The sequence below is a fragment of the Methylobacterium sp. A54F genome, assembly GCF_053346035.1.
Genome location: NZ_JBKFBF010000009.1, coordinates 139,586 through 165,391 on the forward strand (window position 1 = coordinate 139,586; position 25,806 = coordinate 165,391).

Below are 25,806 nucleotides of genomic sequence, written 5' to 3' on the forward strand. Positions count from 1 at the left end.
GGGCGGTGGTCAGACCGCGATGCGATCCTCGCTGTCCATCGGCTCGCGCAGGACGTAGCCGCGGCCCCAGACCGTCTCGATGTAGTTGCGGCCCTGGCTGGCGTTGGCGAGCTTCTTGCGCAGCTTGCAGATGAAGACGTCGATGATCTTCAGCTCCGGCTCGTCCATGCCGCCGTAGAGGTGGTTGAGGAACATCTCCTTCGTCAGCGTCGTGCCCTTCCGCAGCGAGAGGAGCTCCAGCATCTGGTACTCCTTGCCGGTGAGGTGGACGCGGGCGCCGGAGACCTCGACGGTCTTCTGGTCGAGGTTCACCACGAGGTCGCCGGTGGTGATCACCGACTGGGCGTGACCCTTCGAGCGTCGGACGATGGCGTGGATGCGGGCGACGAGCTCGTCCTTGTGGAAGGGCTTGGTCAGGTAGTCGTCGGCACCGAAGCCGAGACCCTTCACCTTGTCCTCGATGCCGGCCATGCCGGAGAGGATCAGGATCGGCGTCTTGACCTTGGCGACGCGCAGCGACCGCAGCACCTCGTAGCCCGACATGTCGGGAAGGTTCAGGTCGAGGAGGATGATGTCGTAATCGTACAGCTTGCCGAGATCGACGCCTTCCTCACCGAGATCGGTGGTGTAGGTGTTGAAGTTCTCGGACTTGAGCATCAGCTCGATGCTCTGCGCCGTGGCGCTGTCGTCCTCGATCAGAAGTACACGCATCGTCGGTCCCCAGCCCAGCCCGGCCGTTGCAGCGTTCGGACACGTCCCGCCGCTCGCCCGCCACCGGCCTGTGGACGGGCGCACCCTCGTCATTGACGTGAAACGCTAATCGTTAATCGTTAACAAAACCTGATTCTCGCTGGCAAGGACCCTGTAACGGTTCACCCTGCCATTTCCCGCAAACGTTGGCTCTCTGTTCTCGCGAGAACCACTGTTTTGCCGGGCTGCGAGGCAGGCCGCGCCGTCCAAGTGCCTCACCCGTAACGCGTCGGCGGCGCCTGTGACCGGCTGGTCACACCCCTACAGGTTGTCGGAGCACGGGCCAGCGGCCTGTTCCGGCAAAGCTTCGTCGGCCCGCTACAAGCCTGATGGCCGCAGTGTTAAGGAGGGAGGTAAACGAAACGTTGAGGGTCGCACCCGCATGACAGAGGCCTCCCGCGGAGCGACGCTGGACGGCGCGCGCGCCGCCCTGGAGCGGATCGAGAGCCTGGAAACCTACGGCCGCGTGATGGCGATCCGGGGCCTCCTCGTCGAGGTTGCGGGTCCGGTGGCCGCCATGCGCCTCGGGGGCCGCCTCGACATCGCCGGGGCCGGCTCGGCGGGGCTCATCCCCTGCGAGATCATCGGCTTCCAGGGTGAGCGGGCGCTCGCCATGCCGTTCGGCTCCCTCGAAGGCGTCCGGCGCGGCTGCCCGGCCTTCGTGCGCGACGAGGCAGCGGGCGCCGTGCGTCCGAGCGCAGGGTGGCTCGGTCGGGTGATCGATGCCCTCGGTCGGCCCGTGGACGGCCTTGGGCCACTGCCCTCCGGCCCCGAGATCTATCCGCTGCGCGCCGATCCGCCGCCCGCCCATGCCCGGCGCCGGGTGGGCGGTCCGCTGGATCTCGGCGTGCGCTGCATCAACACCTTCCTGACCATGTGCGCCGGCCAGCGCATGGGCATCTTCGCCGGGTCCGGCGTCGGCAAGTCGGTGCTGCTGTCGATGCTCGCCCGATACACCGCAGCAGACGTCGCGGTGATCGGTCTCGTGGGCGAGCGCGGGCGCGAGGTGCAGGAGTTCCTGCAGGACGACCTCGGCGCCGCGGGCCTCGCCCGGTCCGTCGTGGTGGTGGCGACCTCGGACGAGCCTGCCCTGATGCGCCGCAACGCCGCCTACGTGACCCTCTCGGTGGCCGAGCACTTCCGCGACCAGGGCGCGCGGGTCCTGTGCATGATCGATTCGATCACCCGCTTCGCCATGGCCCAACGCGACATCGGCCTCGCGGCGGGGGAGCCGCCCACCGCCAAGGGCTACACCCCGACCGTGTTCTCGGAGCTGCCGCGCCTCCTCGAACGGGCCGGCCCCGGCGTGGGTGCCGGCACGATCTCGGCGCTCTTCACGGTGCTCGTCGAGGGCGACGACCACAACGAGCCCGTGGCCGACGCGGTGCGGGGCATCCTCGACGGCCACATCGTGATGGAGCGGGCGATCGCCGAGCGCGGCCGCTACCCCGCCATCAACGTGCTGCGCTCCGTCTCCCGCACCATGCCGCGCTCCTGCGACCCGGCCTTCCTGCCCGTGGTGCGGCGGGCCCGGCGGGTCCTGTCGACCTACGCCGACATGGAGGAGCTGATCCGCCTCGGCGCCTACCGGTCCGGCTCGTCGCAGGAGGTGGACGAGGCGGTCGCGCTCATGCCCGATCTGGAGGCTTTTCTGGGGCAGGGTAAGGAAGAAGCAACCTCCATCGGCGAAGGTTACGCACGGCTCGCCCAGATCGTGGGCGTCGCCTGAACGCGGCCTGACCCGGTGACCCGTGCCGGAGCGAGCCGCAGGCGTTGCGTGGAGTGAGCGTTCCCATGAAATCGCGTGACACGCTGATCCGGCTTCGGCGGTTTCAAGTGGACGAGAAGCGCCGCCGCGTGACGCAGATCGAAATGATGATGGCCGACTTCAACCGGATGGCGACCGAGCTCGACCGGGAGGTCGCCCACGAGGAGGCCCGCGCCGGCATCTCGGACCCCGCCCACTTCGCCTACCCGACCTATGCCCGCGCGGCGGCCGGCCGGCGGGACAACATGCGCCAGTCCGCCGCCGCCCTCGAGGGCCAGCTCGCCGAGGCCAAGGCCGAGCTCGGCGAGGCCTTCGAGGAGCTCAAGAAGGTCGAGATCCTGGAGGACCGGGAGCGTGGGGCCGAGCGGGCCGCCGAGGCCGCCCGCGATCAGGCCGCCATGGACGGCATCGGTCTCTCCCGCGCCCGCGCCTGAGCGGGGCCGGGCAGACCGGCACGAAACCGTCATGATCCGGTGACATCAGCCTCGCGGGCGGCCCCGGCACGCAGCGCCGGCGCCGCTTGCGATGCGTGCGTTCCTGGCGCATCAGGGGCTCACCTCCCGAGGCGTCCGGTTCCATGAAGAAGATCAGCGAGTTCATCTGGCCGCTCATCGGCCTCGGCGCCGTGGTGGTGTCGGGCTGGCTCCTCTACCGGGAACTGAAGGGCATCTCCCTCGCCGACATCGAGGCGAGCCTCGCGGCCATTCCGGCGCATCGCTTCCTCCTCGCGGGCGTGTCGACCCTGGTCGCCTACGCGGCGCTCGCCTGGTACGACCGGATCGCGCTCCTCCATCTCGGGGTGCGCCACATCTCGTGGCTGTTCGTCTCGGTCTGCTCCTTCACCACCTACGCGCTGTCCCACAATATCGGGGCCTCCGTGTTCTCCGGTGCGGTGGTCCGATACCGGGCCTATACGGCCAAGGGCCTCTCGGCCGCGCAGGTCGCCGTGCTCGTGGCACTCTGCTCGTTCACCTTCGGCCTCGGCACGCTCCTGCTCGGCGGCATCGTGCTGGCGCTCAAGCCCGACCTGCTGGCGCGCCTTGAAGGGCACCTGCCGGCCGTCCTCACGAACCCGACCACCGCCTTCCTGCTCGGCCTCGCGCTGCTCGGTGCGGTGGGGCTCTACGTCGTGGGCTCGCTCCTGCACCTGCGGCCCCTCCACATCCGCAAGTTCAAGCTCGAATACCCGCGCCCGAACATCATGGGCCGCCAGCTCGTGGCCGCGCCCCTGGAGCTGCTGGGTGCGGCGGGCATCATCTACTTCGCCCTGCCCGAGGCAGGGAACCCGGGGTTCCTCGTGGTCCTGGCGGTGTTCCTGGCCTCGTTCTCCGCCGCCCTCGTCTCGCACGCGCCGGGCGGGCTCGGCGTGTTCGAGCTGATTTTCGTGCTCGCGATGCCGGAGGTCGCCCGTCCGCAGGTGATCGCGGCGCTGCTGGTGTTCCGGATCTTCTACTTCTGGCTGCCCTTCGCGATCTCGGTGATCGTCGTCGTCCTCTACGAGCGCTCCCGCCTCGCCTCGGCCTGGAAGGGCAGGGGGGCGCCGAGCGCACCGCCGCCCGAGCCGCCGCTGGTGGCGCCGGGGCTCGACGCCCACGTCATCGAGCAGCACCTCGAGAAGAAGGCCGTCTGAGGCAGGACGACCGGGGCGTGGGCGTAGGATGCTGAAAGCGGTGGCCGCCCGCAGCCCGCGACGAGCCTTCCGACCACCGCCGCGTGATCGATCTGCGCTCCGCCGGGCCGCCTAGACCGAACCCAGCGTCCTCAGCCGGGCGCGAGGATGAATCTCCGCCTGGCTCATCACCGGGGTCTCACGACGGAAGCGCTCGATGATGGAGCGCACGAAGGGCCGGGCCTGGACGGAGGTGACGAGGACCGGCATCTCGCCCATGCGCGCCGCCGTCTCGAAGCGGTCGCGGACGCTCGTGACGAACTCCGACAGCTTCGAGGGCTGCATCGCGAGGTAGCGTTCCTCGCGCTCGCCGACGATCGCTTCGAGGAAGGCCTGCTCCCAGGCGGGCGACAGGGTGACGATGGGCAGCTGACCGTCCGGCCCCTGGTACTGCGCGCAGATCTGGCGGCCGAGGCGGGCCCGCACGTGCTCGACGATGTCGCGCGGGTTCTTCACCGAGCCCGCCACCTCCGCGATGCCCTCGACGATGGTCCCGAGGTCGCGGATCGAGACCCGCTCGGCGAGCAGGAATTGCAGCACCCGCTGGATCCCCGTGGTCGCGATCTGGCTCGGGACCACCTCCTTGAGAAGGTCCCCGTGCTCCTTGGGCAGCTCGCGCAGGAGCTTCTGGACCTCGACGTGGTTCAGGAGCTCCGAGACGTGCGCCTTGATGATCTCGGTGAGGTGGGTCGAGACGACGGTCGCGGCATCCACCACCGTGTAGCCCTTGATCTGGGCCTGATCGCGCAAGGACGCGTCAATCCAGGTCGCCGGCAGGCCGAAGGTCGGCTCCATCATGTGCTGGCCGGGCAACTGCACCTGCCCCCCCATCGGGTCCATCGCCATGAACTGACCCGGGAAGATCTGGCCCGTGCCGGCCTCGATCTCCTTGACGCGGATCACGTAGGCGTTGGCGTCGAGCTGGACGTTGTCGAGGATGCGCACCGAGGGCATCACGAAGCCGAGCTCGGCCGCGAGCTGGCGGCGCAGCGCCTTGATCTGATCGGTCAGGCGGTCCTGGCCCTCCCCGTTGACGAGGGCGAGCAGCGCGTAGCCCATCTCGAGCTTGAGGTCGTCGAGCTTGAGCAGGTCGGTGACCGTCTCTTCCTTGCCGGCGGCAGCCGCGGCGCCCTCGGCGGAGGTGCCGTCGGCAGGGGCGGGCGGGGCCTCCCGGTTGGTCTTGGCGATCCGCCAGGCGGCGTAGCCCGAGCCGCCCGCGAGAGCGAGGAACGGCAGCATCGGCATGCCGGGCAGGAGCGCGATGAGCACCATCACGCCGGCCGACATGCCGAGCGCCTTCGGGTAGTTGGCAAGCTGCTTCCCGAGTGCCTTGTCGGCAGAGCCCTTGACGCCGGCCTTCGAGACCAGGATGCCGGCGGCCGTCGAGACGATCAGGGCCGGGACCTGGCTCGCGAGGCCGTCGCCGATGGTGAGCAGCGTGTAGCTCTTGGCGGCCTCGCCGAAGCCGAGCCCCTGCTGGGCGACTCCGATGATGATGCCGCCGATCACGTTGATGAAGGTGATGAGAAGGGCCGCCACCGCGTCGCCGCGCACGAACTTCGAGGCGCCGTCCATGGCGCCGAAGAAGCTCGATTCCTCCTCCAGCGCGGCGCGCCGGGCCTTCGCGGCCTTCTCGTCGATGAGGCCCGCCGAGAGGTCGGCGTCGATCGCCATCTGCTTGCCGGGCATCGCGTCGAGGGTGAAGCGGGCGGCGACCTCGGCGATGCGGCCCGAGCCCTTCGTGATGACCACGAAGTTCACGATGATCAGGATCGCGAACACGATGATCCCGATCACGAAGTTGCCGCCCATCACGAAGTTGCCGAACGCCTCGATGACGTGGCCGGCGGCGGCCGTGCCCTCGTGGCCGTGCCCGAGGATCAGGCGCGTGGAGGCGAGGTTGAGCGCGAGCCGCAGCATGGTCGCGATCAGCAGCAGCGTCGGAAAGACGGTGAATTCCAGCGGGTTGTCGATGAACAGCCCCGTCATCATGATCAGCACGGACATGATGATCGACACGGCGAGCAGCAGGTCGAGCAGCACCGCCGGCAGGGGGAAGATGAGCACCACGAGGATGCCCATCACCGCCGTCGCGAACAGCAGGTCGGAGCGCTTCGACAGGGCCTTCAGGTCGCCCCGCGTCGGGAGCGCCAAGCCGCCGAGCCGGCCGAACGACCCGGCGCCGGCCGTGGCGCCCGCCGTCCCCGCTGCCGTGCCGCCGTCGCTCATCTCAACCCTCGACCCGCGCCCGCGGCGCGCGGGACCCGGCAAGACTTGCCGGGTGCATGGTTAGCGCCGCGTTAACCGGACGCCACAGCTGGAACCAAGCCGGGACGGATCGCTTGTCCGGGACATGTCCGCGCCGATCGAGGATCGTCCGATGCGCTCGTCTCCCGTCCACATCCTGGCCGCTGCCGTCCTTGTCCTCCCCCTTTCCTTGCCTCTCGGCGTCCACGCGGCCACGGCTGAGGGCACGCCCGACGGCGGCGCGGGCACGGCGGTGCACCCGAACGGGCAGGGCGCCGTCGGCGAGCCGCTGCAGCCGGGGGCGAACAGCTTCACCGAGGCGCAGGTGAAGGAGCGCTTCGCGAAGATGGGCTTCGGCGAGGTGACCGATCTGACCAAGGACGATCAAGGCATCTGGCGGGGCCGGGCGAACCACGCGGGCCGCCAGCTCACCATCGGCATGGATTACCGCGGCAACGTCGCGGCCCAGTAGCGTCCGACATCCCCCTCGCTCCCAGGAGACCGCCATGGCGACCCGTGCCATCACCGCGCTGTTCGACGACTACGACGCCGCCGCGCGCGCGGTGGACAAGCTGGAGGCGGAGGGCATCCCGCACGGCAACATCAGCATCGTGGCCGGGAACGCCGAGGACCGGCACAGCGGCCGTGTGACCGCGCCCACCCAAGCCCCGCGGAAGGACACGGCCGAGGAGGGCGACGCCGCCGACGGCGCCGGCACCGGCGCGACCCTCGGCACCGTTCTCGGAGGCGGAGCGGGCCTGCTGGCCGGGCTCGGCCTCCTGGCGATCCCGGGTGTCGGACCCGTGGTCGCGGCGGGCTGGCTCGTCGCGACCGTGACGGGCGCCGGGGTCGGCGCCGCGGCGGGCGGCCTGCTCGGCGGCCTGACGGGCGCCGGCCTCAGCCACCACGAGGCCGAGGCCTACGCCGAGGGCGTGCGCCGCGGCGGAACCCTGGTCACGGTACGGGCCGACGACGACCACGCCGACCGGGCGATGGCCATCCTCGACAAGCACGGCTCGATCGACCTGGACGAGCGCGCGCAGGACTGGCGCGCGCAGGGCTGGACCGGGGGCACGGCGGCCACCGACGAGATCGGATCGCAGGCCATTGGCGCCGCGGCCTCGACCACGACCGGCCTCGACACCGAGCGCAGTCACACGCTGCTGACGGATGATTCGGTCCGCGCCGGCGGCGTGCCGACTGGCCCGGGCACGGCTTCGGACCGCGGCCCGCGCTAGGCGGCGAGGGCGGTCTCCAGCGTAAAGCCGTTTCGGCCGCTCGCCTTGGTACGATAAAGCGCGGCATCGGCGAGGGCGACGCAGGCCTGCAACCTGTCATTGCCCCGTCGGCGCGCGCCGCCGATGCTGATCGTCACGTGACCGCACCCGTCGGGCCGCCCGCCATGGGGAATGGCGAGCGCTTCCACCGCCCGGCGAAGGCGCTCGCCGACCTGCTCGATCTCGCGGGTCGAGGCCTCGCCGAGGACGACGGCGAACTCCTCGCCCCCGAACCGTGCCACGACATCCCCGGCCCGGACCGCCTGCGCGAGCGCCCGCGCCACGGCGATCAGGCAGGCGTCGCCCGCCGCGTGTCCGTGGAGATCGTTGTATTTCTTGAAGAAATCGACGTCCATCATCAGCACGGCGCTGTCGGCCCTGGGGTCCGCCTCCTCGAGGCACCGGTCCAGGGCGCGGCGGTTGGGGATGCCCGTCAGCGGATCGGTCTGCGACAGCTCCTGGAGCGCCAGGTTCCGCTCCGACAGGAGTTCGCGCAGGTGCTGCTCGCGGCGCTCGGCCGCGAAGGTCGAGCGTTCGACGACTTCGCATCGATGGGCGCCGATCAAGGTCAGGACCGCGCAGGCGTAGAGGCTCAGCACGGCATCGGCCTTCTGGGAGGTTTCCATGACCGTGATCAGCGGCATGGCAACGGCGAACAGCAGGCACATGACGACCGTGCCGAACACCTGGTCGACGAGGCTTCCGTAGCGAATGCTGTTGAAGGCGACCAGCACGACGAGGCAGCCGGTGAAGTATTCCGACGCCGTGACGGACCCCGTCGCCGACTGCAGGAGGATCACCGAAGCGAACATCACCACGGCGAGCAGGGCCGCGAGCTGCCCGGGTAGACGGCTCCCCGGCCGGCTCTTCCGGATCAGGCGCTGCGCGACGAAGCAGGCCGTGATCAGGGGCGTCACCACGGCGAGCCGCACGACGAGCGCCAGGTCGAACACGTCCGGGATGAGATCGCGGTCCGTCAGCAGAAAGGCGTTGTAGGCGACCGCGACCACCACGAAGGTGAGGCCGTCCGTTCGTGCGATGCGCCGGTTGCGGGCCACCCGATAGGCCTGCTCGGTCGCGGCATCGAAGGTCCGACGCGGCGTGAACGCTTCCGACATGCACCCCCCCGGGCCGGTCGCGACAGCCATTTTCGGCTGCCGCTCGGGAGGATGGCACTGAAGGGTTGCCGGTTCGTCTAATTCAAGCGCGACAATTGTCCAAAGCGGGAGCCGTTTGATCTGATACGGCTCGCCGGGATCTGATCTCGGGAAGATCCATTCCCGGTATCACGCGAAGTTCGTGCGGGCTTAGTTCATCGCCTTGCGAGCGAACAAGGCGCCGGCGCAGAGCACGGCGGCGCCCGCGGCGATCAGGCTCGTCATCAGGATCCGTCGCGGCTGCTGCGCAGATTCGGCGAGCACCGGTTGGACGATGATGCTGAAGAACTCGATCTGGCGCGCGGCGATGATGCGGGCGCGCTCGTTCGCGGCGAGCACCTTCGCGTAGTACTTCTCGGTGTCCTTGCGCTCGTTGTCGAGCGCCTCGAAGCGCATCAGCGCATCGGAGAGAAGCCGCTTCTGCTCCGGGTCCTGGCTCGCCGACGCGCGCTCGATGCGCGCGATGTTGTCGTCGAGGTCCTTGATCTGGGTCTTGAGGTCGAGGATCCGGCGCGATTCCGGCGCGAGGTCCTTGGAGGACAGGGCGAGCTGCACCGCGAGGTTGATGCGCGTGCTGCGCAGCTCCGCCACCACCTTCAGGTTGGTCTCGTTGGTCTTCTGCGCGTCGAGTATGCCGTCGCGGTTGCGCAGGTCGCGCACCGCGTAGCGGATGTTGCGCATGCGCTCCTCGACGAGCTGCAGCTCGCGGTTGCTCTCGGCGACGGCATCGTTGCGAGCGGCGGTGGACAGGTCGTTCACCATGCGCTCGCTCTCCTTGAGGATCGCTTTTGCGATGGTGAGCGACTCGGTCGGATCGAAGGCGTTGACCGACAGGGTCATGATCCCGGACGACTGCTCGATGTCGACCTCGACGCGATCCTTCCAGTACTTGACGAACTTCTCGATCGGCTTTTCCGGGTTGAACCGCGACAGGAGGTCGACGTCCTCGCGCGAGAACCATTGCCGCAGCGGCAGCTCCTTCTCGAGCACCTCGATCATCGGGCGGCTGTGGATGTAATTGTAGGTGATCAGCGTGTCCTGCGCGATCATCTGGTGCGGCACGCCGTTGTTGGTGCCCACCGAATCCGGGCTGGCCTTCTCGACGGCGCCGATGGCGGGCCGGAGGGCGAAGCGCGCCTCGGTGACGTAGCGATCGGTGGCGATCAGGCCGAAGTAGAGCGCGCCCAGCAGCGTCGGCAGCACGAAGAGCACGCCGATCAGGATCGGCGTCCAGGGGTCGCTCTTCACGTGGCTCTGGTAGGAGCGGATGCCCTTCTTGCGGTCGGCGAAGCGCGAGACCCGCGCGAGCTGCCGCAGCGACTCGGCGACCGCCTGGGACCGGTCTGCGGTCGTCAGCGGCTGGCCCTTGGGATTGCGGATCTCGACGGTCATGGGTCCCGATGGTTCCGATCAGGGCGCGGGCCCCGCGCGTGCAGGCCTCGCACGGGCTCGCGGCAAAAGCGTGTCCGCGGCGGCGCCATCCGCGAGGACCGGGCGCCCTTCAGGCGTTCAGGCGGCGGTACACCTCGATCGCGTCGTTCACGTCCTCGTAGACGATGGCGCGCCCGTTGAGCAGCACGATCCCCTGGTCGCACCACTCGCGGATCGTTTCCATCGAGTGCGAGACCATGATCACGTCCGCGTGCTGCCGGCGGGCCGCGAAGGCCTCGGTGCAGCGCTTCTGGAAGCGCGAGTCGCCGACCGCCGTGACCTCGTCGATCAGGTAGCAGTCGAAGGGGATCGCCATGCTCATGCCGAAGGCGAGGCGCGCGCCCATGCCCGACGAGTACGTCTTGATCGGCACGTCGAGGTAGCTGCCGAGCTCGGAGAAGTCCTCCACGAACTCCAGCACTCGCTTCGGATCCTCGCCGTAGATACGCGCGACGAAGATCACGTTGTCGCGGCCCGTCATCTGCGGATGGAAGCCGCCGCCGAAGCCGAGGGGCCAGGACACCCGCAGCCCGCGGCGGATGCGGCCGCTCGTCGGCTCCTCGGTGCCGCCGATGAGGCGCATGGTCGTGGACTTGCCGGCCCCGTTGATGCCCAGGATGCCGTAGCTGATGCCGGGCTTGAGCGTCAGCGAGACCTTCTCGAGGATGGTGCGGCGGTTGCCGTCCGTCCGGTAGATCTTGGAGACGTTCTCGAAGCGGATCACGGTCGGGGTCCCATAGGTCCGGCAGGCTCCGCTTCGGCAAGGGGCCGGAAAAGGTCCGGCAAGCCCCCGCGCGGTCCCGGGGCAGCCCCGATGCCGCCGTGCCGCCGGAAAGCGGCGATTCTGAGGTTCGGGGCGCCCGCGCGGGCGCTTCACAATTCGGTCGCCTTCCTGGGCGAGGGGAGGGCCGCGGCGCTCCGTCTCCCGAAGGTTCCATGCTCGTCGACCGGCAGACCATCCCACCCAAGCGCAGTGCGATGGACAGCTACCTGGGCGTGCTGCACGCCCTGATGCTGCGCGACATGCGCACCCGCTTCGGCGGCTCGCACTTCGGCTACGCCATCGTCGTGTTCTGGCCCGTCGTGCACACCTTCGTGCTCGTCGCGATCTACGTATTCCGCAAGGTACCGGCACCGGTCGGCGACAGCCGGGCGCTGTTCTTCGCCACCGGTGCCGTGCCGGCGCTGATCTTCCAGTACATCTCCCGCGAGGTGATGAAGGCGGTCATATCGAACCGGCCCCTGACCTACTACCCGCAGGTGAAACTCTTCGACGTCGTGTTCGCCCGCATCGTCGTGGAAATCGTCACCGGGTTCCTCGGCCTGATCCTCGTCTTCCTCATCCTGATCGCCATCGGCGTCGACCCGCGGCCCCGCGACCCGATCATGGCGATGGGGGGCTACCTCGCCGCGATCCTGCTCGGCATCGGCATCGGCACGATCAACGTCGGCATCATCTCGTTCTTCCCGGGCTGGATGATGGGCTACATGCTCTTCACCATCGTCCTGTACATCACCAGCGGGGTGATGTTCCTGCCGAACTACCTGCCCGATCAGATCTACTACATCCTGAAGTTCAACCCGGTCGTGCAGATCATCGAATGGGTCAGGGTGGGGTACGAACCGGGTCTCGGCGTGAAGGTGGACTACGTCTACGTGATCTGGTTCGCGTTGACCTCGCTCTCGGTCGGCCTCCTCATGGAGCGCCTCGTCGTCCGCAAGCGCACCTGAGCCTGTCGTGGCGGCGCAACACACCCTGGCGGAACGAACCGCAGCCGGAAACCAAGGGTTAACCACGTCGAACCTATGCCCTAGGCCACCGGCTTGGGAGACCACCGCGACGATGCCGAGACGCGCCCGCCTGACCTGCCTCGCCTGGCTCGCTCTGGTCCTCGCCGCCGGATCGCCCGCCGCCGCGCAGGACGGGGGCCGCAACCCGGCGGTCGCCATCGCGGCAAACCTCGCAGCCGGCCCGAACGGCGGCACCCGGCTCACCATCACGCTCTCGAAGCCCATCGAGGCCCGCGCCTTCGTGATGGAGCGGCCGGACCGGGCGGTCATCGATCTCGCCGAGGTCAACTTCCAGCTCGATCCCGAGGCCGGCCGGCACCGCGAGGGCCTCGTCCAGTCCTTCCGCTACGGCCTGTTCGCGCCGGGCCGCTCCCGCATCGTGGTGGACCTCGCCGGCCCCGCCACCGTCGGGCGCATCGAGACGACGCCGCGGCCCCGCGACGGCGCGATCCTGCTGACGGTCGACTTCCAGCGCGCCGATCGCGACGCCTTCCGGCGGGCTGCGGTGGCGAGCGACCCGTCCCCGCCCCAGCAGCGCAAGGCGGCCGCGGCGGAGGCGCCGGACCCGCGTCCCCTCATCGTGGTCGATGCCGGCCACGGCGGCACCGATCCCGGCGCGATCGCGGCGAGCGGTGCCTTCGAGAAGGATATCGTCTTCGGCTTCGCTCAGGCCCTCGTGGCCCGGCTCGAGGCGGGCGGACGCTACCGCGTGCGCATGACCCGCGACCGCGACCTGTTCGTGCCCCTGGCCGACCGCGTGCGCATCGCCCGCGAGGCCCGCGCTGACCTGTTCGTTTCGATTCACGCGGACTCGATCTCGGCCGCCCCGCAGGTGCGCGGGGCTACGATCTACACCGGCTCCGAGAAGGCGACCGACGCCGAATCGGCGCGGCTCGCCGACCGCGAGAACAAGGCCGACGCGGCCGCGGGCAGCGACTCCAGCGAGGCGCCCGCCGACGTCGCCGATATCCTGCAGGAGCTGACCCTGCGCGAGACCCGCGGGTTCTCCTCCGGCTTCGCCCGCAGCCTGATGGGCCAGCTCGGCCCTGTCATGGAGATGAGCACCAAGCCCCATCGCGAGGCGGGCTTCCGCGTCCTGCGCTCGCCCGACGTGCCGAGCGTGCTGGTCGAGCTCGGCTACCTGTCGAGCAAGCGCGACCTCGAGATGCTGCAATCGGCCGAGTGGCGGGAGAACGTGACGGGCGCCATGGCCAAGGCCGTGGACCAGTTCTTCACCAACCGCGCGACCCTCGTGCGGCCGTCCGGAGCGCCCCGCAGGGCAGCCGCACTCGCCCCAGTTTCACCATAGATCCGGTGTCGATACGGGGCACTGCGATGGCCCCGGCCGCGACGTCGAGAGATCGGCATCCGTCCTGAGGTCTGAACCCGGCCGGCGCGTCATTGATGCCCGCGGCCGACGGCCACGATGAGTCGCGCTCGGTCCACGAGGGACGGGCCAGCCGACGGGCGGGATACCGGATGCGCATCATCCTTCGTTTCTTCGGGTTCCTGTTCAGCGCGGCGGCCGTGCTGTTCCTGGTCGCCGCGGCGGGCGGGGCGTACTTCTACTGGAAGTACAGCCAGGACCTGCCGGACCACGCGGCGCTCGCCAACTACGAGCCCCCGGTGATGACCCGCGTCCACGCCTCGGACGGATCGCTGCTGGCCGAGTACGCCCGCGAGCGCCGGCTCTACTTGCCGATCCAGGCGATGCCGAAGATCGTGGTGGCGGCCTTCCTGTCGGCCGAGGACAAGAATTTCTACAAGCACGGCGGCATCGATCCCGAGGGCATCGTCCGCGCGGTGCTGACCAACGCCAAGAGCGGCAAGAAGCAGGGCGCCTCGACGATCACCCAGCAGGTGGCCAAGAACTTCCTCTTGTCGGCCGAGCAGACCTACGACCGCAAGATCAAGGAGGCGCTCATCGCGCTGCGGATCGAGGCGGCGTACTCGAAGGACAAGATCCTCGAGCTCTACCTGAACGAGATCTTCCTCGGCACGATCGTGCCGGGCCGCAACCTGCACGGCGTCGCGGCGGCCGCGCTCGACTATTTCGGCAAGTCCGTCCACGAGCTGACCATCAACGAGGCGGCCTACCTCGCCGCCCTGCCGAAGGGGCCGAACAACTATCACCCCTACCGCAAGACGCAGGCGGCGCTGGACCGGCGCAACGAGATCATCCGCCTGATGGCGGAGAACAACTACATCACCCGCGAGGAGGCCGAGGCGGCCAAGAAGATGCCGCTCGGCGTCAACCCGCGCGTCGCCTTCCCGAACGCGGCCAACGCCAACTACTTCACGGAAGAAGTCCGCCGCGAGATCTCCGAGCGCTACGGCGAGAAGAAGCTCTACGAGGGCGGCCTCTCGGTGCGCGCGACGCTCGACCCGAAGATGCAGGCCTGGGCCCGCAAGTCGCTCATCGACGGCCTCGTGCGCTACGACCAGTCGCACGGCTGGCGCGGCGCCCAGACCAAGGTCGACCTGACCGGCCGCGACTGGGGCATGGCGGTGGCCGAGGTGCCGGCGCCCGGCGACATCGCGCCCTGGCGCCTCGCCGTGGTGCTCTCGACGGCCGGCGGCGTGCAGATCGGCCTGCAGCCCCGCCGCGAGGCCGCCGGCATGGTCTCCAAGGAGCGCGAGACCGGCACCATTCCTCCCGAAGGCCTGCGCTGGACGGGCCGCGGCAACGGCGGTCTCACGGCGGGCGACGTGATCTACGTCGAGGCCATGGATGGCGGCCGCGGCCAGTACCGGCTGCGCCAGAAGCCCGAGGTCTCCGGCGCCATCGTCGCGATGGACCCCTACACCGGCCGCGTGCACGCCATGGTGGGCGGCTTCTCCTACGACGAGTCGGAGTTCAACCGGGCGACGCAGGCGATGCGCCAGCCGGGCTCGTCCTTCAAGCCGATCGTCTACTCGGCCGCCCTCGACAACGGCTACACGCCGTCCTCCATCGTGCAGGACTCGCCGATCACCATCGAGGCCGGGCCCGGCCAGGAGGCCTGGACGCCCTCGAACTACGACGGCAAGTCCGGCGGCCCGCACACGCTCCGCTACGGGATCGAGCACTCCAAGAACCTGATGACCGTGCGGCTCGCCAAGGATGTCGGCATGCCGCTCATCGCCGAGTATGCCCGCCGCTTCGGCGTCTACGACGACCTGCTGCCGGTGCTGCCGATGTCGCTCGGCGCCGGCGAGACCACGGTGATGCGCATGGTCACCGCCTACTCGATGCTCGCCAACGGCGGCCGGCGCATCCGCCCGACCCTGATCGACCGCATCCAGGACCGCACCGGTGAGACCATCTACCGGCACGACAACCGCAAGTGCGTGGGCTGCGACGCCGAGAAGTGGTCCGGTCAGGACGAGCCGAAGCTGGTGGATGATTCCGAGCAGGTGCTCGACCCGCTCACCGCCTATCAGATGGTCTCGATCATGGAGGGTGTGGTCCAGCGCGGCACCGCCACGATCCTGAAGCAGATCGGCAAGCCGCTCGCCGGCAAGACCGGCACGACGAACGACGCCAAGGACGCGTGGTTCGTGGGCTTCTCGCCCGACCTCGCGGTCGGCATCTACATCGGCTTCGACAAGCCGCGCTCGCTGGGCGACCGGGCCACCGGCGGCGGCCTCGCCGCGCCGATCGCTCTCGACTTCCTCAAGGTCGCCCTCAAGGACAAGCCGCCGACGCCGTTCCGCGTGCCGCCGGGCATCAAGCTGATCCGCGTCAGCGCGGCCTCGGGCATGCGCGCGGGCTCAGGGGAGGGCGGCGGCACCATCCTCGAGGCCTTCAAGCCCGGCACCGCACCGCCGGACGCCTACGTGGCCCAGCCCGCGAATGCCGGCCAGCCGGCCGCCGTCCCGGCCGACGCCGACCGCGCCGCGCAGGCCGGGGGCCTTTACTAGGCGAGCCGGAGACCGTCCGCCGCGCCTAATGCGCGGCGGAATCTGAGAACAGGTTGAGCACCAGCACGCCGGCCAGGATCAGGCCGATGCCGAGAAGCGCCGGCCCGTCGAGGGTCTGCCGGTAGACGAGCCAGCCGACGCCGGAGACGAGGACGATCCCGGCTCCGGACCAGATCGCGTAGGCGATGCCGACCGGGATCGTCCGCAGCGTCAGCGACAGGAAGAAGAACGCGATCGCGTATCCGCCGATCGTGAGCAGCGAGGGCCACGGGCGCGAGAAGCCCTCCGTCGCCTTCATGGCCGAGGTCGCGCAGACTTCGGCGACGATCGCCACCGCCAGGTAGAGCCAGTTCACCGCCCGTCTGCCTGCGCGCCGCCGTGCTCGGCCGGACGGGCCGCGGACGGACGCGCCTCCCGCAACTCATCCCGGAGCGTGGCGATCAGGTGCGCCGCCGGCATCGCCCGCGCCAGCGGCGCGCCCTGGCCCGCCCAATGCGCGCCAAATCCATGCTCGCCGCGCGCCTTGGCGGCGGCGTGCAATGCCTTTCCGGCATCGTAGGCAATCGGGTAGGCCGGGACGCGCGCGCCACCGAGGCTTTCCGCCAAGGCGGTGAAGCGGTTGGCGAGCGCGCGCGCCGGACGTCCGGAGATCAGCGGCGTCAGCCGCGTGTGCCACCCGCCCGGTCCGGTCAGCGCAGCCCGGTAGCCGTCGTCCGCGGCGCTCTCCGGACAGGCGATGAACGCGGTGCCCATCTGGGCGGCCACCGCGCCGAGTTCGAGCGCGGCGGAGATCCCCGCCCCGTCCATGATGCCGCCCGCCGCGATCACGGGCAGTCCGGTCCGGCGCACCAGGAGCCGGGTCAGCGCCAGGGTGCCGAGCGCGTCGTCCGGAGCCTCGGGATCGAAGACGCCGCGGTGGCCGCCGGCCTCGATCCCCTGGGCCACGATCGCGTCGAGGCCGGCCGCCTCGATGGCTTGGGCTTCGTCGAGGCTCGTCGCGGTCGCCAAGAGCAGGATGCCGCGATCCCGCAGGGCGGACAGCACCTCCGCGGCGGGCAGCCCGAAATGGAAGCTGACCACGGGCGGCACCGTCTCGAGCAGCATCGCCAGCATGTCCGGGTCGTCCGCGAAGCTCGTGTAGATCGTCCGCAGCGCAGCGGGCGGCACGGCGCCGAACTCGGCAAAGAGCGGCGCCAGTCCGTCGAGCCAGGCGGCCTCGCGCCCGGCATCCGCCTCGGCGGTGGCATGGACGAAGAGGTTGACGTTGAACGCCCGGGCGGTGCGCTCCCGCGTCTCCGCGATCATGCTTCGCGCGCCGGTCGCGTCCGTGGCGCCAACGCCGAGGGAACCGAGGGCGCCCGCGTTCGAGACGGCGGCCGCGAGCGCGGGCGTGGCGACCCCGGCCATCGGTGCCTGGATCACCGGGATCGACAGGCCGAGGCGATCCAGGAGCGGTTGCGGCATCTCGAAGTCTCCCTGGGGTCTCACGGGCGGAGCTGCGACGAGAACCGGCCGTTCGGAGGCGCCCCCTGCCTCAGACCGTCCGCTCGATGGCGTGCGGTTCGCGCCGCGCCCGCCGCCGAACCAGCGCCAGCGCCGGCCGCTCGTAGGCCAGGTGATAGGCGATTCCGACCGCTACGCCGAGGCCGATGCAGAGGGCCAGGCTGAGCGGCCAGGCCCGCAGGGGCTCGAAGCGCCCGGCAAGGCGTGCCGCGAACGACGCGACCGGGTTGTGGACGAGGTAGATCGCGTAGGACGCGTTGCCGAGCCCGATCAGCCAGCCCGGCGCGCGCAGACGCCCGGCCCGTTCGAGCCGCACGGCGCCGACGACCATGAGGGCCACCGCCACGCCGAACAGGGGCCGCAACGGCCCCGCCGGGTCGACGCCCAGCCCGAAGAAGGCCGCGAGCCCGATGCCTCCGAGGACGAGCAGGGGAAACGGCGGGGCGCCCGGCCGCCGCCGGACCGCATGGGCCGCGAGCATCCCGGCGACGAATTCGAGGTTGATGGGCGCGAGGACGCTCGCGAGCGTCGGCGCCGCGTAGGTGGTCTCCAGCCCCGCCAGCATGCCGGCGAGCATCAGCCCGACCCAGGCCGCGATGAGGAGGGGGAAGCCCCGCACGGCATAGAAGGCCAGGAACACGGCGTAGAACATCATCTCGTGGACGAGCGTCCAGGCCGCGGCGAGGGCCGGCGGCGCGCCGGTGGGAAGAAGGGTCAGGGAGGTCAGCAGGCTCCACGACCGCTGCGAGCCGCTGACCCCCGGCAAGGCGAGGTACAGTCCGATCAGCGCGAGCGCGACCGGCCAGTAGGGCAGGTAGATGCGGGTCACACGCTTCAGCACGTAGGCGCGCGCCGCCGTGCCCGTGCGGGCATCGTCCCCGTGCGCGTGCAGAATGATGAAGCCGCTCAGCACGAAGAAGAAATCGACCCCGAAGGTGCCGCGCTCCAGGAGCCGGAACGCACCCTCCGGCATCGTCCCGGCGAAGTCGCGCGTCGCGATCGCCGAGTGATAGGCGACGATCGCCAGGGCCGCGAGGGCGCGCCCCGCCTGGAGGACACTGAGGACCCGCGGCTCCCGTTCCGGTCCCTCCGCCAGCACGCCTGCCTCCCCGTGAGCTTGCGTCGGTATCGGCCGCCCGGCGGACAGACCCTAGTGGTGCTGGTGGCCGCCGGCCGCCCCGCCCGGGCCTTGCGCGCCGATCGGCGCGACCGTGAAGGTCACCGGCACGGTCCCGGCCCGCTCGAAGGTCAGACTGCCCTTTACGACGTCGCCGGCCTTGAGCGAGGCCTTGAGCGCCTCGAACATCAGGTGGAGGCCACCCGGCTTCAGCTCGACGGTCTCCCCCGGCTTGATCGGCAGGCCGCCGTCCAGCGGCGCCATCTTCATCACCCCGTTGTCCATCGACATGGTGTGGACGCTGGACTTTTCCGCGGCCGGAATGGCGGCGCCGGTGAGCCGGTCCGGCTGCGACCCGGTATTGGTGATGCGGACGTAGCCGCCCGCCACCGTGGCCCCGTTCGGCGTGGCGCGCAGCCACGGCGTCTCGATGGCGAGGTCGCCGGCCCTCACGGGACCCGCCTGTCCGGCCGCCAGGATGAGGAGCCCGGGGGCGCCCTCCTCCCGCGCGAGGGCGGCGTGGGGGAGGGTGGGGATCGACGTGGCGATGATTACCGCGAGGAGACAGGGGCGCGTGCAGCGTGTCATGGAGCAGTCCGATCGTCTGAAGGGATCCGGGCTCGGATATCGAGCCGCGATGTCGAGCGGAGAACTTCAGGCGTTCGGTGGCCCGCGCGGATGGGCGATAAACCGCGGCGGGCCGCGAGCCGGCAGGCCTCCCGCCGAGATCCAGGCGACCGGCTCCGCGGAGCGCCGGGCCCGGGCGAGCGGAACGGCGCCCGGGCGGGGCGCCGCGGCGCTTCCGGCGGGCTGCGCAGCGGTGCAGCAATCGATGGGGTGGGCCGGCCCCTCCGGCGGCGGGTCGCCCGCCGGGCCGAGGCAGATCAGGGCGCCGGGCCCGGCATGCAGCACGGGTAGCAGGCCGCCGAGGAGTGCCTGCATCGTCAACGCGTAGAGCGCGATCACCGCGATGACCGCGCGCGCCTGCCCCGTCCTGCCGATTCCGCGAGCCATGCCGACACCTCTACGCGATCGGTCCGGCCGCGGCCATCGGGCAGGGCAGCGCGCCCGGATTTGTTGCGGGCGGGCCGCACCCGCGCGCCGCGTGCGCCGCCGCACGGGCACGCCACAATCTGGCCCGAGGAACATGGAGTCTTAACCGTACCCCGACACCCTGGGGGCATGGGGATGCGCGGTGCCCGCGACGGGCGCCCGGCCGCCTCCCGCCTCCGCTACGGACCAGAGCACGCGCATCGATGCTGACACAGGCCCCCGCCCGCCGCTCGCTCGGCTTCGTCCTCCTCGCCACCGCCGCGCTCGTCGGGCACGGGGCCGCCGCCCGTGACGCCGGCGGCTATGCCCAGGCCGAATGGGCGCAGGACTACGCCTCGCCGGCCGCCATGCAGGTGCAGCGCTCGTCGACGCCGATCCTGTCGGCGCAGACGGTGGCGGCCACCGAGCAGATGGTCGAGCGCTATAAGGACATCGTCGCCCGCGGTGGCTGGCGTCCGGTCTCCGGCGCCGACCGGCTCCGCATCGGCGGCCGCGGCCCCGCCGTGGCGGCGGTGCGCCAGCGCCTGATCGTCACCGGCGACCTCGACGCGGTCGCGGGCACCAGCGGCGTGTACGATTCCTACGTTTCCGCCGCGGTGAAGCGCTTCCAGGCCCGCCACGGCCTCAGCCAGACCGGCAGCATGAGCCTCGCCACCGAGCAGGCCATGAACGTCCCGGCCGAGATCCGCCTGCGCCAGCTCGAGATCAACGCGATCCGCCTGCGCTCCTACTCGGGCAACCTCGGCAACCGCTTCGTCATCACCAACATCCCGGCCGCGCTGGTGCAGACGGTCGAGAACGGCCAGGTCGTGACGCTGCACGCCGCCGGCGTCGGCAAGATCGACCGCCAGTCGCCGATCATGAACACCAAGGCAACCCAGATCAATTTCAACCCGACCTGGACGGTCCCGGCTTCCATCGTGAAGAAGGACCTCATCCCGAAGATGCAGAAGGATCCGAACTACCTCACCGACAACAAGATCCGCATCCTCTCGGGCGGTGGCGAGATCTCGCCGAAGTCGGTGAACTGGTTCTCTGACGAAGGCACGCGCTACACCTACAGGCAGGATTCGGGCGCCGACTTCAACTCGATGGGCATCGTGCGCATCAACATCCCGAATCCCTATGGGGTGTTCATGCACGACACGAACACCAAGGGCGTGTTCGGCGACGATTTCCGCTTCATCTCCTCGGGCTGCGTGCGCGTGCAGAACGTGCGCGAGTACATCACCTGGCTCCTGAAGGACACGCCCGGCTGGGGCCGCGAGCAGGTGGAGCACGCGATCGAGAGCGGACAGCGTATCGACGCGACGCTGACCCAGCCGGTGCCGGTCTACTGGACCTACATCACCGCCTGGGCGACGCCGGACGGCCTCGTGCAGTTCCGGGACGACATCTACAAGCGCGACGGCGTGAACGTGCCCTCGACGATCTCGGCGCCGACCCCTGTCGCCAGCGCCGAATCGACCGCGCCGCAGAGCTTCGAGCCGGGCGACGAGGAGAACTGAGCAGTCGCCGTAACCGCCGGTTCCGCCTGGATACCGGCGTCAGGACGATCGGGAGCCCGCGCCGAGAGGTGCGGGCTTCCGCGTTAATGCACCTTGGGGATGCAACGGCAATAATTGCGCGCAAAAGTTGAGACGCTGGGACCAGTTTTTCGGACGCACAGACATTCCAGTGCCGGCACCGACCCATTAACCTTCCGCCCGCACGGGACTGCGCGTCCCGATGGGTGGGGTTGAGCGGACGATGGCGCAGGACAGGCGCGTACCCGGATGGCTGGCACGCCGGGGCTATTCCAGCGGCGTCGCGCGGTGGATCGCGAACGCCAACCGGGCGAAGCAGGGGCGCCGGCTCCGCGACAGCCGGGCCGAGGGTGGCGACGAGCGCTTCGAGGCCGTCGCCCGTGAGCTCAAGGAAGCGCGTCGCTGAGGCGCCGCGGCATTCTGATTTCGTCGGGCACTGGCGTGCGGGCGCGCGGTGCCCGCTTCACCGGCATGGCCCTGATGGCAGGCGATGCCGCCTCGATGGATCGCGTCCGGGCCGCGGACTGACGCGGCCGGCTCGCTCATCCCGCACACGACCCCGGCCTCGCAGCCCGATCCAGCGTCGGTGGCCGTCACCCGGAACCGATGCCGAGTTCCGTAGCGTCGAAGCAGCCGCAAACGCCCGTTTTCCGATGCGCCGCGCCGGCGCCGGGGGCCGTCCCGAAAATCTTTTTCACGGGCGCGGCAAATTCCCCTGTGCTTGGCGGCTCGCGCCCGCCCGTGTAGTAATTCACCCTCGAACGCCCGCCCGTGCACGCCGACGGGTCAGCCGGGTGCGTCACCCGTACAAGAACAGAGGCCTTCCATGAGCGCCGGTACTGCTGCCGACAAGCATTTCTCGAACACGTTCTTCGCCGCGTCGCTGGCCGATGCCGATCCCGAGGTCGCCAAGGCCGTCGAGCAGGAACTCGGCCGCCAGCAGCACGAGATCGAGCTGATCGCCTCCGAGAACATCGTTTCCCGCGCCGTGCTCGAGGCTCAGGGCTCGGTCCTCACGAACAAGTACGCCGAGGGCTATCCGGGCCGTCGCTACTACGGCGGCTGCCAGTTCGTGGACGTGGCCGAGAACCTTGCCATCGAGCGTGCCAAGCGCCTGTTCGATTGCGGCTATGCCAACGTGCAGCCGAACTCCGGCTCCCAGGCGAACCAGGGCGTGTTCATGGCCCTGATGCAGCCGGGCGATACCTTCATGGGTCTCGACCTCGCGGCCGGTGGCCACCTCACCCACGGCGCGCCCCCGAACGTCTCGGGCAAGTGGTTCAAGCCGGTCTCCTACACGGTGCGCGAGGATGACATGCGCATCGACATGGAGCAGGTCGAACGCCTCGCCCACGAGCACAAGCCCAAGGTGATCATCGCCGGCGGCTCCGGCTATCCGCGCCACTGGGACTTCGCGAAGTTCCGCGAGATCGCCGACGCGGTCGGCGCCTACTTCATGGTCGACATGGCCCACTTCGCGGGCCTCGTCGCCGCCGGCGTCCATCCCTCGCCGTTCCCGCACGCCCACGTCGCCACCACGACGACCCACAAGACCCTCCGCGGCCCGCGCGGCGGCATGATCCTCACGAACGACGAGGCGCTCGCCAAGAAGTTCAACTCGGCGATCTTCCCGGGCCTCCAGGGCGGTCCGCTGATGCACGTCATCGCCGGCAAGGCGGTGGCCTTCGGCGAGGCCCTCAAGCCCGAGTTCAAGATCTACGCGCGGCAGGTCATCGAGAACGCCAAGGCGCTCGCCGACACCATCATCTCGGGCGGCTACGCCATCACCTCGGGCGGGACCGACAACCACCTCATGCTGGTGGACCTGCGGGCGAAGGGCCTGACCGGCAAGGCGGCGGAAGCCGCCCTGTCGCGGGCCGACATCACCTGCAACAAGAACGGCGTGCCGTTCGACCCGCAGAAGCCAACCATCACCTCGGGCATCCGCCTCGGCACCCCGGCCGGGACCTCGCGCGGCTTCGGCGTCGCCGAGTACAAGCAGGTCGGCGGCTTCATCTGCGAGGTGCTCGACGGCCTCGCCGCGAAGGGCGAGGGCGGCGATCCGGAGGTCGAGGCCAGCGTGAAGCGCCGGGTCCACGAGCTGACCGACCGCTTCCCGATCTACGGCTGATCGCGCGTCCGCCGCGGGGCCCACCGCTCCGCCCGGACTTCCGAAACGTCGCGAACCACGATACGCAGCGGACGCGGATCCCCGATCCGCGGCCGCTTTGCCGTCACCCCGAGGCCCCCACCCGATGCGCTGTCCGTATTGCGGCGGCTCCGACACCCAGGTGAAGGACTCGCGCCCGAGCGAGGATGGAGCCGCGATCCGCCGCCGCCGCGTGTGCCCGGATTGCGCCGGCCGCTTCACCACCTTCGAGCGCGTGCAGCTGCGCGAGGTTGTGGTGCTCAAGCGCTCGGGCAAGCGCGTGCCGTTCGACCGGGACAAGCTGCACCGCTCGATCGACGTGGCGCTGCGCAAGCGCGCCGTGGATCCCGACCGGATCGAGCGCCTCGTCAGCGGCCTCACCCGCCAGCTCGAGAGCAGCGGCGAGGCCGAGGTCACGAGCGAGAGCATCGGCGAACTCGTGATGGCCGCCCTCAAGGGCCTCGACGACGTCGCCTACGTGCGCTTCGCGTCGGTCTACAAGAACTTCCGGGAGGCCAAGGACTTCGAGGAGCTCCTCGGCACCCTCAGCGGTGCGGACCTCGCGGCGGCCCCCGAGGACGTGCCGGGCAAGGGTACGTCGGAGGGGCCGCCCCGGCGTCGTCAGGCGCGCACCAAGACGTGAGCGCCCCGGCAGACGCGTCGGCCGAGGCGGATGCCCGCGACCATCGCTTCATGGGGCTCGCCCTGGCGATCGGCCGGCGCAACCTCGGCCGGACTTGGCCGAACCCTTCGGTCGGTGCCGTGGTGGTGGCGGGCGAGCCCGGCGCCGAGCGCATCGTCGGTCTCGCCGCCACGGCGGACGGCGGCCGACCCCATGCCGAGCCCGCGGCGCTGGCGATGGCAGGGGAGGCGGCGCGGGGCGCGACCCTCTACGTGACCCTCGAGCCCTGCTCGCACCACGGGCACACGCCGCCCTGCACCGACGCGACGATCGCGGCCGGCATCCGGCGCGTGGTGACGGCGATCGAGGACCCGGACCCCCGCGTCTCGGGACGCGGTCACCGCCTCCTGCGGGAGGCCGGCATCACGGTCGCCACGGGCATCCGCCGCGCGGAGGCCCTGCGCGATCACCTCGGTCACATCACGCGCGTGACCCTCGGGCGCCCGGCGGTGAGCCTGAAGCTGGCGCAGACCCGGGACGGCTTCGCGGCGGCCGCCGGCTCCGAGCGCCTGCGCATCACGGGACGAACCGCCGACGGCGCCGTGCATCTCTGGCGCGCCCACGCGGACGCCATCATGGTCGGGATCGGCACGGCGCGTGCCGACGATCCGTCCCTGACCGTGCGCCTCCCGGGGCTCGGCGGTCGCTCGCCGCAGCGTATCGTGCTCGACGCGCGCCTGCGCCTGCCGCCGTCGAGCGGCCTGGTTCGCACCGCCCACGACGTCCCGACGCTGGTCGTCACGACGCGCAGCGCCCCCGCCCATGCGAAGCGGGCCCTCGAATCCCTCGGCGTCACGGTCCTGCGCGTCGGCGCCGACCCGGCCGGGCGCGTGGATCTAGGGCAAGCGCTGGCCGCACTCGCCGCCCGCGGCCTCACGCGCATCTGCAGCGAGGGCGGTCCCGCCCTTGCGGACGCCCTGGCGGAGGCCGATCTCCTCGACACCTGCACCCTGGTCACGGGCCCAGCGCTCCTCGGAGCGGCCGGCGGCCTTCCCGCGGTCGGGCCGGCCCTGCGGGCGCGCCTCGCCGCGGACTTCACGCGCACGGAGTGCCGGCGGCTCGGCCCGGACGAGGCGTCCATCTACGAGCGGAGAGTTGCATGTTCACAGGCCTCGTCAGCGACGTCGGAACGGTCGTGAGCGTTGCGGGCGACGAGCGCCTGCGCCGCCTGACCATCCGCTCCGCCTACGATCCGGCCGGCATCGCGCTCGGCGCCTCGATCGCCTGCTCGGGTCCGTGCCTGACGGCGGTGGAGGTCGTCCCCGCCGAGGGCGGGGCGATCTTCGCGGTGGACGCCGCGGCCGAGACACTCGCGCGGACAACGGTCGGACAGTGGCGGACGGGCACCCGGATCAACCTGGAACGCTCCCTGCGGATCGGCGACGAGCTCGGCGGTCACCTCGTCACGGGGCACGTGGACGGGCTCGCCGAGATCGTCGCGCGGGAGCCGGTCACGGGCGGCGATGCGGCCTGGGGCGCGAGCGAGCGCTTCACCCTGCGGGCCCCGCACCAACTCGCGGCCTTCATCGCCGAGAAGGGCTCCGTCTGCCTCGACGGCACCTCGCTCACCGTCAACGGGGTCGAGGACGATCTCTTCTCGGTCCTTCTCATTCCCCACACCCTGGCAGTCACCACCTGGGGCGAGCGGCGGGAGGGCGACCGCCTGAACCTCGAGGTCGACCTGATCGCCCGCTACGCGGCCCGCCTCACGGAGCGGCGTGCCGCCGTGGATGCGACGGCGGCCTGAGCGAGCGCGCACCGGCCGTCGCGCGCCTTGCGGCGC

General features: G+C 70.5%; 24 protein-coding genes. 14 read left to right on the top strand and 10 right to left on the bottom strand.

The window, feature by feature from the left end:
* Window positions 1–9: 9 nt before the first annotated feature.
* Window positions 10–711 (bottom strand): response regulator transcription factor CtrA, encoded by a 702-nt coding sequence (ctrA, locus tag ACLBXP_RS16240; protein WP_447668768.1) that lies wholly within the window; start codon window positions 709–711, stop codon window positions 10–12.
* A 421-nt stretch (window positions 712–1,132) separates the two neighbouring features.
* Here ctrA and fliI point away from each other — a divergent pair, with 421 nt between their 5' ends.
* The 3 genes from fliI (at window position 1,133) to ACLBXP_RS16255 (ending at window position 4,148) form a co-directional block, all read left to right on the top strand.
* Entirely contained in the window at window positions 1,133–2,479 is a 1,347-nt protein-coding gene (gene fliI / locus ACLBXP_RS16245) for a flagellar protein export ATPase FliI (RefSeq protein WP_447668769.1), read from the top strand.
* Between the two features lie 65 nt (window positions 2,480–2,544).
* Entirely contained in the window at window positions 2,545–2,952 is a 408-nt protein-coding gene (gene fliJ / locus ACLBXP_RS16250) for a flagellar export protein FliJ (RefSeq protein ID WP_447668770.1), read from the top strand.
* 143 nt (window positions 2,953–3,095) lie between these two features.
* Window positions 3,096–4,148, top strand: coding sequence for a lysylphosphatidylglycerol synthase domain-containing protein (locus tag ACLBXP_RS16255; protein ID WP_447668771.1), 1,053 nt, complete (start codon window positions 3,096–3,098; stop codon window positions 4,146–4,148).
* Between the two features lie 111 nt (window positions 4,149–4,259).
* On the opposite strand, the gene flhA is transcribed toward ACLBXP_RS16255, so the two are convergent.
* On the bottom strand, window positions 4,260–6,416 hold the full coding sequence (flhA, locus tag ACLBXP_RS16260) for a flagellar biosynthesis protein FlhA (RefSeq protein WP_447668772.1): 2,157 nt from the start codon (window positions 6,414–6,416) through the stop codon (window positions 4,260–4,262).
* Between the two features lie 151 nt (window positions 6,417–6,567).
* On the opposite strand from flhA, the gene ACLBXP_RS16265 reads away from it, so the two are divergent.
* Both ACLBXP_RS16265 and ACLBXP_RS16270 read left to right on the top strand, forming a co-directional pair.
* The gene (locus tag ACLBXP_RS16265; protein WP_447668773.1) at window positions 6,568–6,906 is read left to right on the top strand and encodes a hypothetical protein; all 339 of its coding nucleotides are present in this window, start codon (window positions 6,568–6,570) and stop codon (window positions 6,904–6,906) included.
* Between the two features lie 34 nt (window positions 6,907–6,940).
* A complete protein-coding gene (locus ACLBXP_RS16270; protein WP_447668774.1) occupies window positions 6,941–7,672 on the top strand; it encodes a hypothetical protein in 732 nt (243 codons plus the stop codon).
* Here the strand turns inward: ACLBXP_RS16270 and ACLBXP_RS16275 are convergent.
* The 3 genes from ACLBXP_RS16275 to ACLBXP_RS16285 form a co-directional block, all read right to left on the bottom strand.
* Window positions 7,669–8,829 carry a diguanylate cyclase domain-containing protein gene (locus ACLBXP_RS16275; RefSeq protein WP_447668775.1) on the bottom strand — a complete coding sequence of 387 codons (1,161 nt, stop codon included), beginning with the start codon at window positions 8,827–8,829 and terminating at the stop codon, window positions 7,669–7,671. The two genes, ACLBXP_RS16270 and ACLBXP_RS16275, sit on opposite strands and share 4 nt — an antisense overlap.
* A 189-nt stretch (window positions 8,830–9,018) precedes the next feature.
* Window positions 9,019–10,260 carry a capsule biosynthesis protein gene (locus ACLBXP_RS16280; RefSeq protein ID WP_447668776.1) on the bottom strand — a complete coding sequence of 414 codons (1,242 nt, stop codon included), beginning with the start codon at window positions 10,258–10,260 and terminating at the stop codon, window positions 9,019–9,021.
* A 109-nt stretch (window positions 10,261–10,369) separates the two neighbouring features.
* Window positions 10,370–11,023, bottom strand: a complete 654-nt coding sequence (locus ACLBXP_RS16285) for an ABC transporter ATP-binding protein (RefSeq protein WP_447668777.1) — start codon at window positions 11,021–11,023, stop codon at window positions 10,370–10,372.
* A gap of 212 nt (window positions 11,024–11,235) precedes the next feature.
* Between ACLBXP_RS16285 and ACLBXP_RS16290 the strand changes: the two genes are divergently transcribed.
* The 3 genes from ACLBXP_RS16290 to ACLBXP_RS16300 all read left to right on the top strand — a co-directional run bounded on the left by ACLBXP_RS16290 (window position 11,236) and on the right by ACLBXP_RS16300 (window position 15,993).
* Complete coding sequence (locus tag ACLBXP_RS16290) at window positions 11,236–12,030, top strand: ABC transporter permease (protein ID WP_447668778.1); 795 nt, start codon at window positions 11,236–11,238, stop codon at window positions 12,028–12,030.
* A 112-nt stretch (window positions 12,031–12,142) separates the two neighbouring features.
* On the top strand, window positions 12,143–13,399 hold the full coding sequence (locus ACLBXP_RS16295; RefSeq protein ID WP_447668779.1) for an N-acetylmuramoyl-L-alanine amidase: 1,257 nt from the start codon (window positions 12,143–12,145) through the stop codon (window positions 13,397–13,399).
* Window positions 13,400–13,569: 170 nt separating this feature from the next.
* Window positions 13,570–15,993 (top strand): penicillin-binding protein 1A, encoded by a 2,424-nt coding sequence (locus ACLBXP_RS16300; protein WP_447668780.1) that lies wholly within the window; start codon window positions 13,570–13,572, stop codon window positions 15,991–15,993.
* Between the two features lie 25 nt (window positions 15,994–16,018).
* On the opposite strand, the gene ACLBXP_RS16305 is transcribed toward ACLBXP_RS16300, so the two are convergent.
* The 5 genes from ACLBXP_RS16305 to ACLBXP_RS16325 form a co-directional block, all read right to left on the bottom strand.
* Window positions 16,019–16,348 carry a DMT family transporter gene (locus tag ACLBXP_RS16305; RefSeq protein WP_447668781.1) on the bottom strand — a complete coding sequence of 110 codons (330 nt, stop codon included), beginning with the start codon at window positions 16,346–16,348 and terminating at the stop codon, window positions 16,019–16,021.
* Window positions 16,345–17,457 carry an NAD(P)H-dependent flavin oxidoreductase gene (locus ACLBXP_RS16310; protein ID WP_447668782.1) on the bottom strand — a complete coding sequence of 371 codons (1,113 nt, stop codon included), beginning with the start codon at window positions 17,455–17,457 and terminating at the stop codon, window positions 16,345–16,347. The genes ACLBXP_RS16305 and ACLBXP_RS16310 overlap by 4 nt, the downstream gene beginning before the upstream one ends.
* A 70-nt stretch (window positions 17,458–17,527) precedes the next feature.
* Window positions 17,528–18,595, bottom strand: a complete 1,068-nt coding sequence (locus tag ACLBXP_RS16315) for an acyltransferase family protein (RefSeq protein WP_447668784.1) — start codon at window positions 18,593–18,595, stop codon at window positions 17,528–17,530.
* Between the two features lie 51 nt (window positions 18,596–18,646).
* On the bottom strand, window positions 18,647–19,201 hold the full coding sequence (locus tag ACLBXP_RS16320) for a copper chaperone PCu(A)C (RefSeq protein WP_447668785.1): 555 nt from the start codon (window positions 19,199–19,201) through the stop codon (window positions 18,647–18,649).
* A 66-nt stretch (window positions 19,202–19,267) separates the two neighbouring features.
* Window positions 19,268–19,627, bottom strand: coding sequence for a hypothetical protein (locus tag ACLBXP_RS16325; RefSeq protein WP_447668787.1), 360 nt, complete (start codon window positions 19,625–19,627; stop codon window positions 19,268–19,270).
* Between the two features lie 242 nt (window positions 19,628–19,869).
* On the opposite strand from ACLBXP_RS16325, the gene ACLBXP_RS16330 reads away from it, so the two are divergent.
* From ACLBXP_RS16330 to ACLBXP_RS16355, 6 genes are all read left to right on the top strand, one after another.
* The gene (locus tag ACLBXP_RS16330) at window positions 19,870–21,174 is read left to right on the top strand and encodes a L,D-transpeptidase family protein (RefSeq protein ID WP_447668788.1); all 1,305 of its coding nucleotides are present in this window, start codon (window positions 19,870–19,872) and stop codon (window positions 21,172–21,174) included.
* 241 nt (window positions 21,175–21,415) lie between these two features.
* Window positions 21,416–21,598, top strand: a complete 183-nt coding sequence (locus ACLBXP_RS16335) for a hypothetical protein (RefSeq protein WP_447668789.1) — start codon at window positions 21,416–21,418, stop codon at window positions 21,596–21,598.
* A gap of 420 nt (window positions 21,599–22,018) precedes the next feature.
* Entirely contained in the window at window positions 22,019–23,323 is a 1,305-nt protein-coding gene (glyA, locus tag ACLBXP_RS16340; RefSeq protein WP_447668790.1) for a serine hydroxymethyltransferase, read from the top strand.
* A 124-nt stretch (window positions 23,324–23,447) separates the two neighbouring features.
* A complete protein-coding gene (gene nrdR / locus ACLBXP_RS16345) occupies window positions 23,448–23,984 on the top strand; it encodes a transcriptional regulator NrdR (protein WP_447668791.1) in 537 nt (178 codons plus the stop codon).
* Entirely contained in the window at window positions 23,981–25,162 is a 1,182-nt protein-coding gene (gene ribD / locus ACLBXP_RS16350; protein ID WP_447668793.1) for a bifunctional diaminohydroxyphosphoribosylaminopyrimidine deaminase/5-amino-6-(5-phosphoribosylamino)uracil reductase RibD, read from the top strand. Before nrdR ends, ribD begins: the two co-directional genes overlap by 4 nt.
* The gene (locus ACLBXP_RS16355; protein ID WP_447668794.1) at window positions 25,123–25,770 is read left to right on the top strand and encodes a riboflavin synthase; all 648 of its coding nucleotides are present in this window, start codon (window positions 25,123–25,125) and stop codon (window positions 25,768–25,770) included. Before ribD ends, ACLBXP_RS16355 begins: the two co-directional genes overlap by 40 nt.
* The last annotated feature ends 36 nt before the right edge of the window (window positions 25,771–25,806 follow it).

Excerpts from the sequence above, each read along its gene's own strand:
- ACLBXP_RS16255 (WP_447668771.1), top strand. The coding sequence starts at position 3,096 with ATGAAGAAGATCAGCGAGTTCATCTGGCCGCTCATCGGCCTCGGCGCC.
- flhA (WP_447668772.1), bottom strand. The coding sequence starts at position 6,416 with ATGAGCGACGGCGGCACGGCAGCGGGGACGGCGGGCGCCACGGCCGGC.
- ACLBXP_RS16355 (WP_447668794.1), top strand. The coding sequence starts at position 25,123 with ATGTTCACAGGCCTCGTCAGCGACGTCGGAACGGTCGTGAGCGTTGCG.
- ACLBXP_RS16290 (WP_447668778.1), top strand. The coding sequence starts at position 11,236 with ATGCTCGTCGACCGGCAGACCATCCCACCCAAGCGCAGTGCGATGGAC.
- ACLBXP_RS16320 (WP_447668785.1), bottom strand. The coding sequence starts at position 19,201 with ATGACACGCTGCACGCGCCCCTGTCTCCTCGCGGTAATCATCGCCACG.
- ACLBXP_RS16270 (WP_447668774.1), top strand. The coding sequence starts at position 6,941 with ATGGCGACCCGTGCCATCACCGCGCTGTTCGACGACTACGACGCCGCC.
- ACLBXP_RS16330 (WP_447668788.1), top strand. The coding sequence starts at position 19,870 with ATGCTGACACAGGCCCCCGCCCGCCGCTCGCTCGGCTTCGTCCTCCTC.
- fliI (WP_447668769.1), top strand. The coding sequence starts at position 1,133 with ATGACAGAGGCCTCCCGCGGAGCGACGCTGGACGGCGCGCGCGCCGCC.
- nrdR (WP_447668791.1), top strand. The coding sequence starts at position 23,448 with ATGCGCTGTCCGTATTGCGGCGGCTCCGACACCCAGGTGAAGGACTCG.
- ACLBXP_RS16275 (WP_447668775.1), bottom strand. The coding sequence starts at position 8,829 with ATGTCGGAAGCGTTCACGCCGCGTCGGACCTTCGATGCCGCGACCGAG.
- ACLBXP_RS16295 (WP_447668779.1), top strand. The coding sequence starts at position 12,143 with ATGCCGAGACGCGCCCGCCTGACCTGCCTCGCCTGGCTCGCTCTGGTC.
- ACLBXP_RS16265 (WP_447668773.1), top strand. The coding sequence starts at position 6,568 with ATGCGCTCGTCTCCCGTCCACATCCTGGCCGCTGCCGTCCTTGTCCTC.
- ACLBXP_RS16300 (WP_447668780.1), top strand. The coding sequence starts at position 13,570 with ATGCGCATCATCCTTCGTTTCTTCGGGTTCCTGTTCAGCGCGGCGGCC.
- ACLBXP_RS16310 (WP_447668782.1), bottom strand. The coding sequence starts at position 17,457 with ATGCCGCAACCGCTCCTGGATCGCCTCGGCCTGTCGATCCCGGTGATC.
- ACLBXP_RS16325 (WP_447668787.1), bottom strand. The coding sequence starts at position 19,627 with ATGGCTCGCGGAATCGGCAGGACGGGGCAGGCGCGCGCGGTCATCGCG.
- glyA (WP_447668790.1), top strand. The coding sequence starts at position 22,019 with ATGAGCGCCGGTACTGCTGCCGACAAGCATTTCTCGAACACGTTCTTC.
- ACLBXP_RS16335 (WP_447668789.1), top strand. The coding sequence starts at position 21,416 with ATGGCGCAGGACAGGCGCGTACCCGGATGGCTGGCACGCCGGGGCTAT.
- fliJ (WP_447668770.1), top strand. The coding sequence starts at position 2,545 with ATGAAATCGCGTGACACGCTGATCCGGCTTCGGCGGTTTCAAGTGGAC.
- ACLBXP_RS16280 (WP_447668776.1), bottom strand. The coding sequence starts at position 10,260 with ATGACCGTCGAGATCCGCAATCCCAAGGGCCAGCCGCTGACGACCGCA.
- ctrA (WP_447668768.1), bottom strand. The coding sequence starts at position 711 with ATGCGTGTACTTCTGATCGAGGACGACAGCGCCACGGCGCAGAGCATC.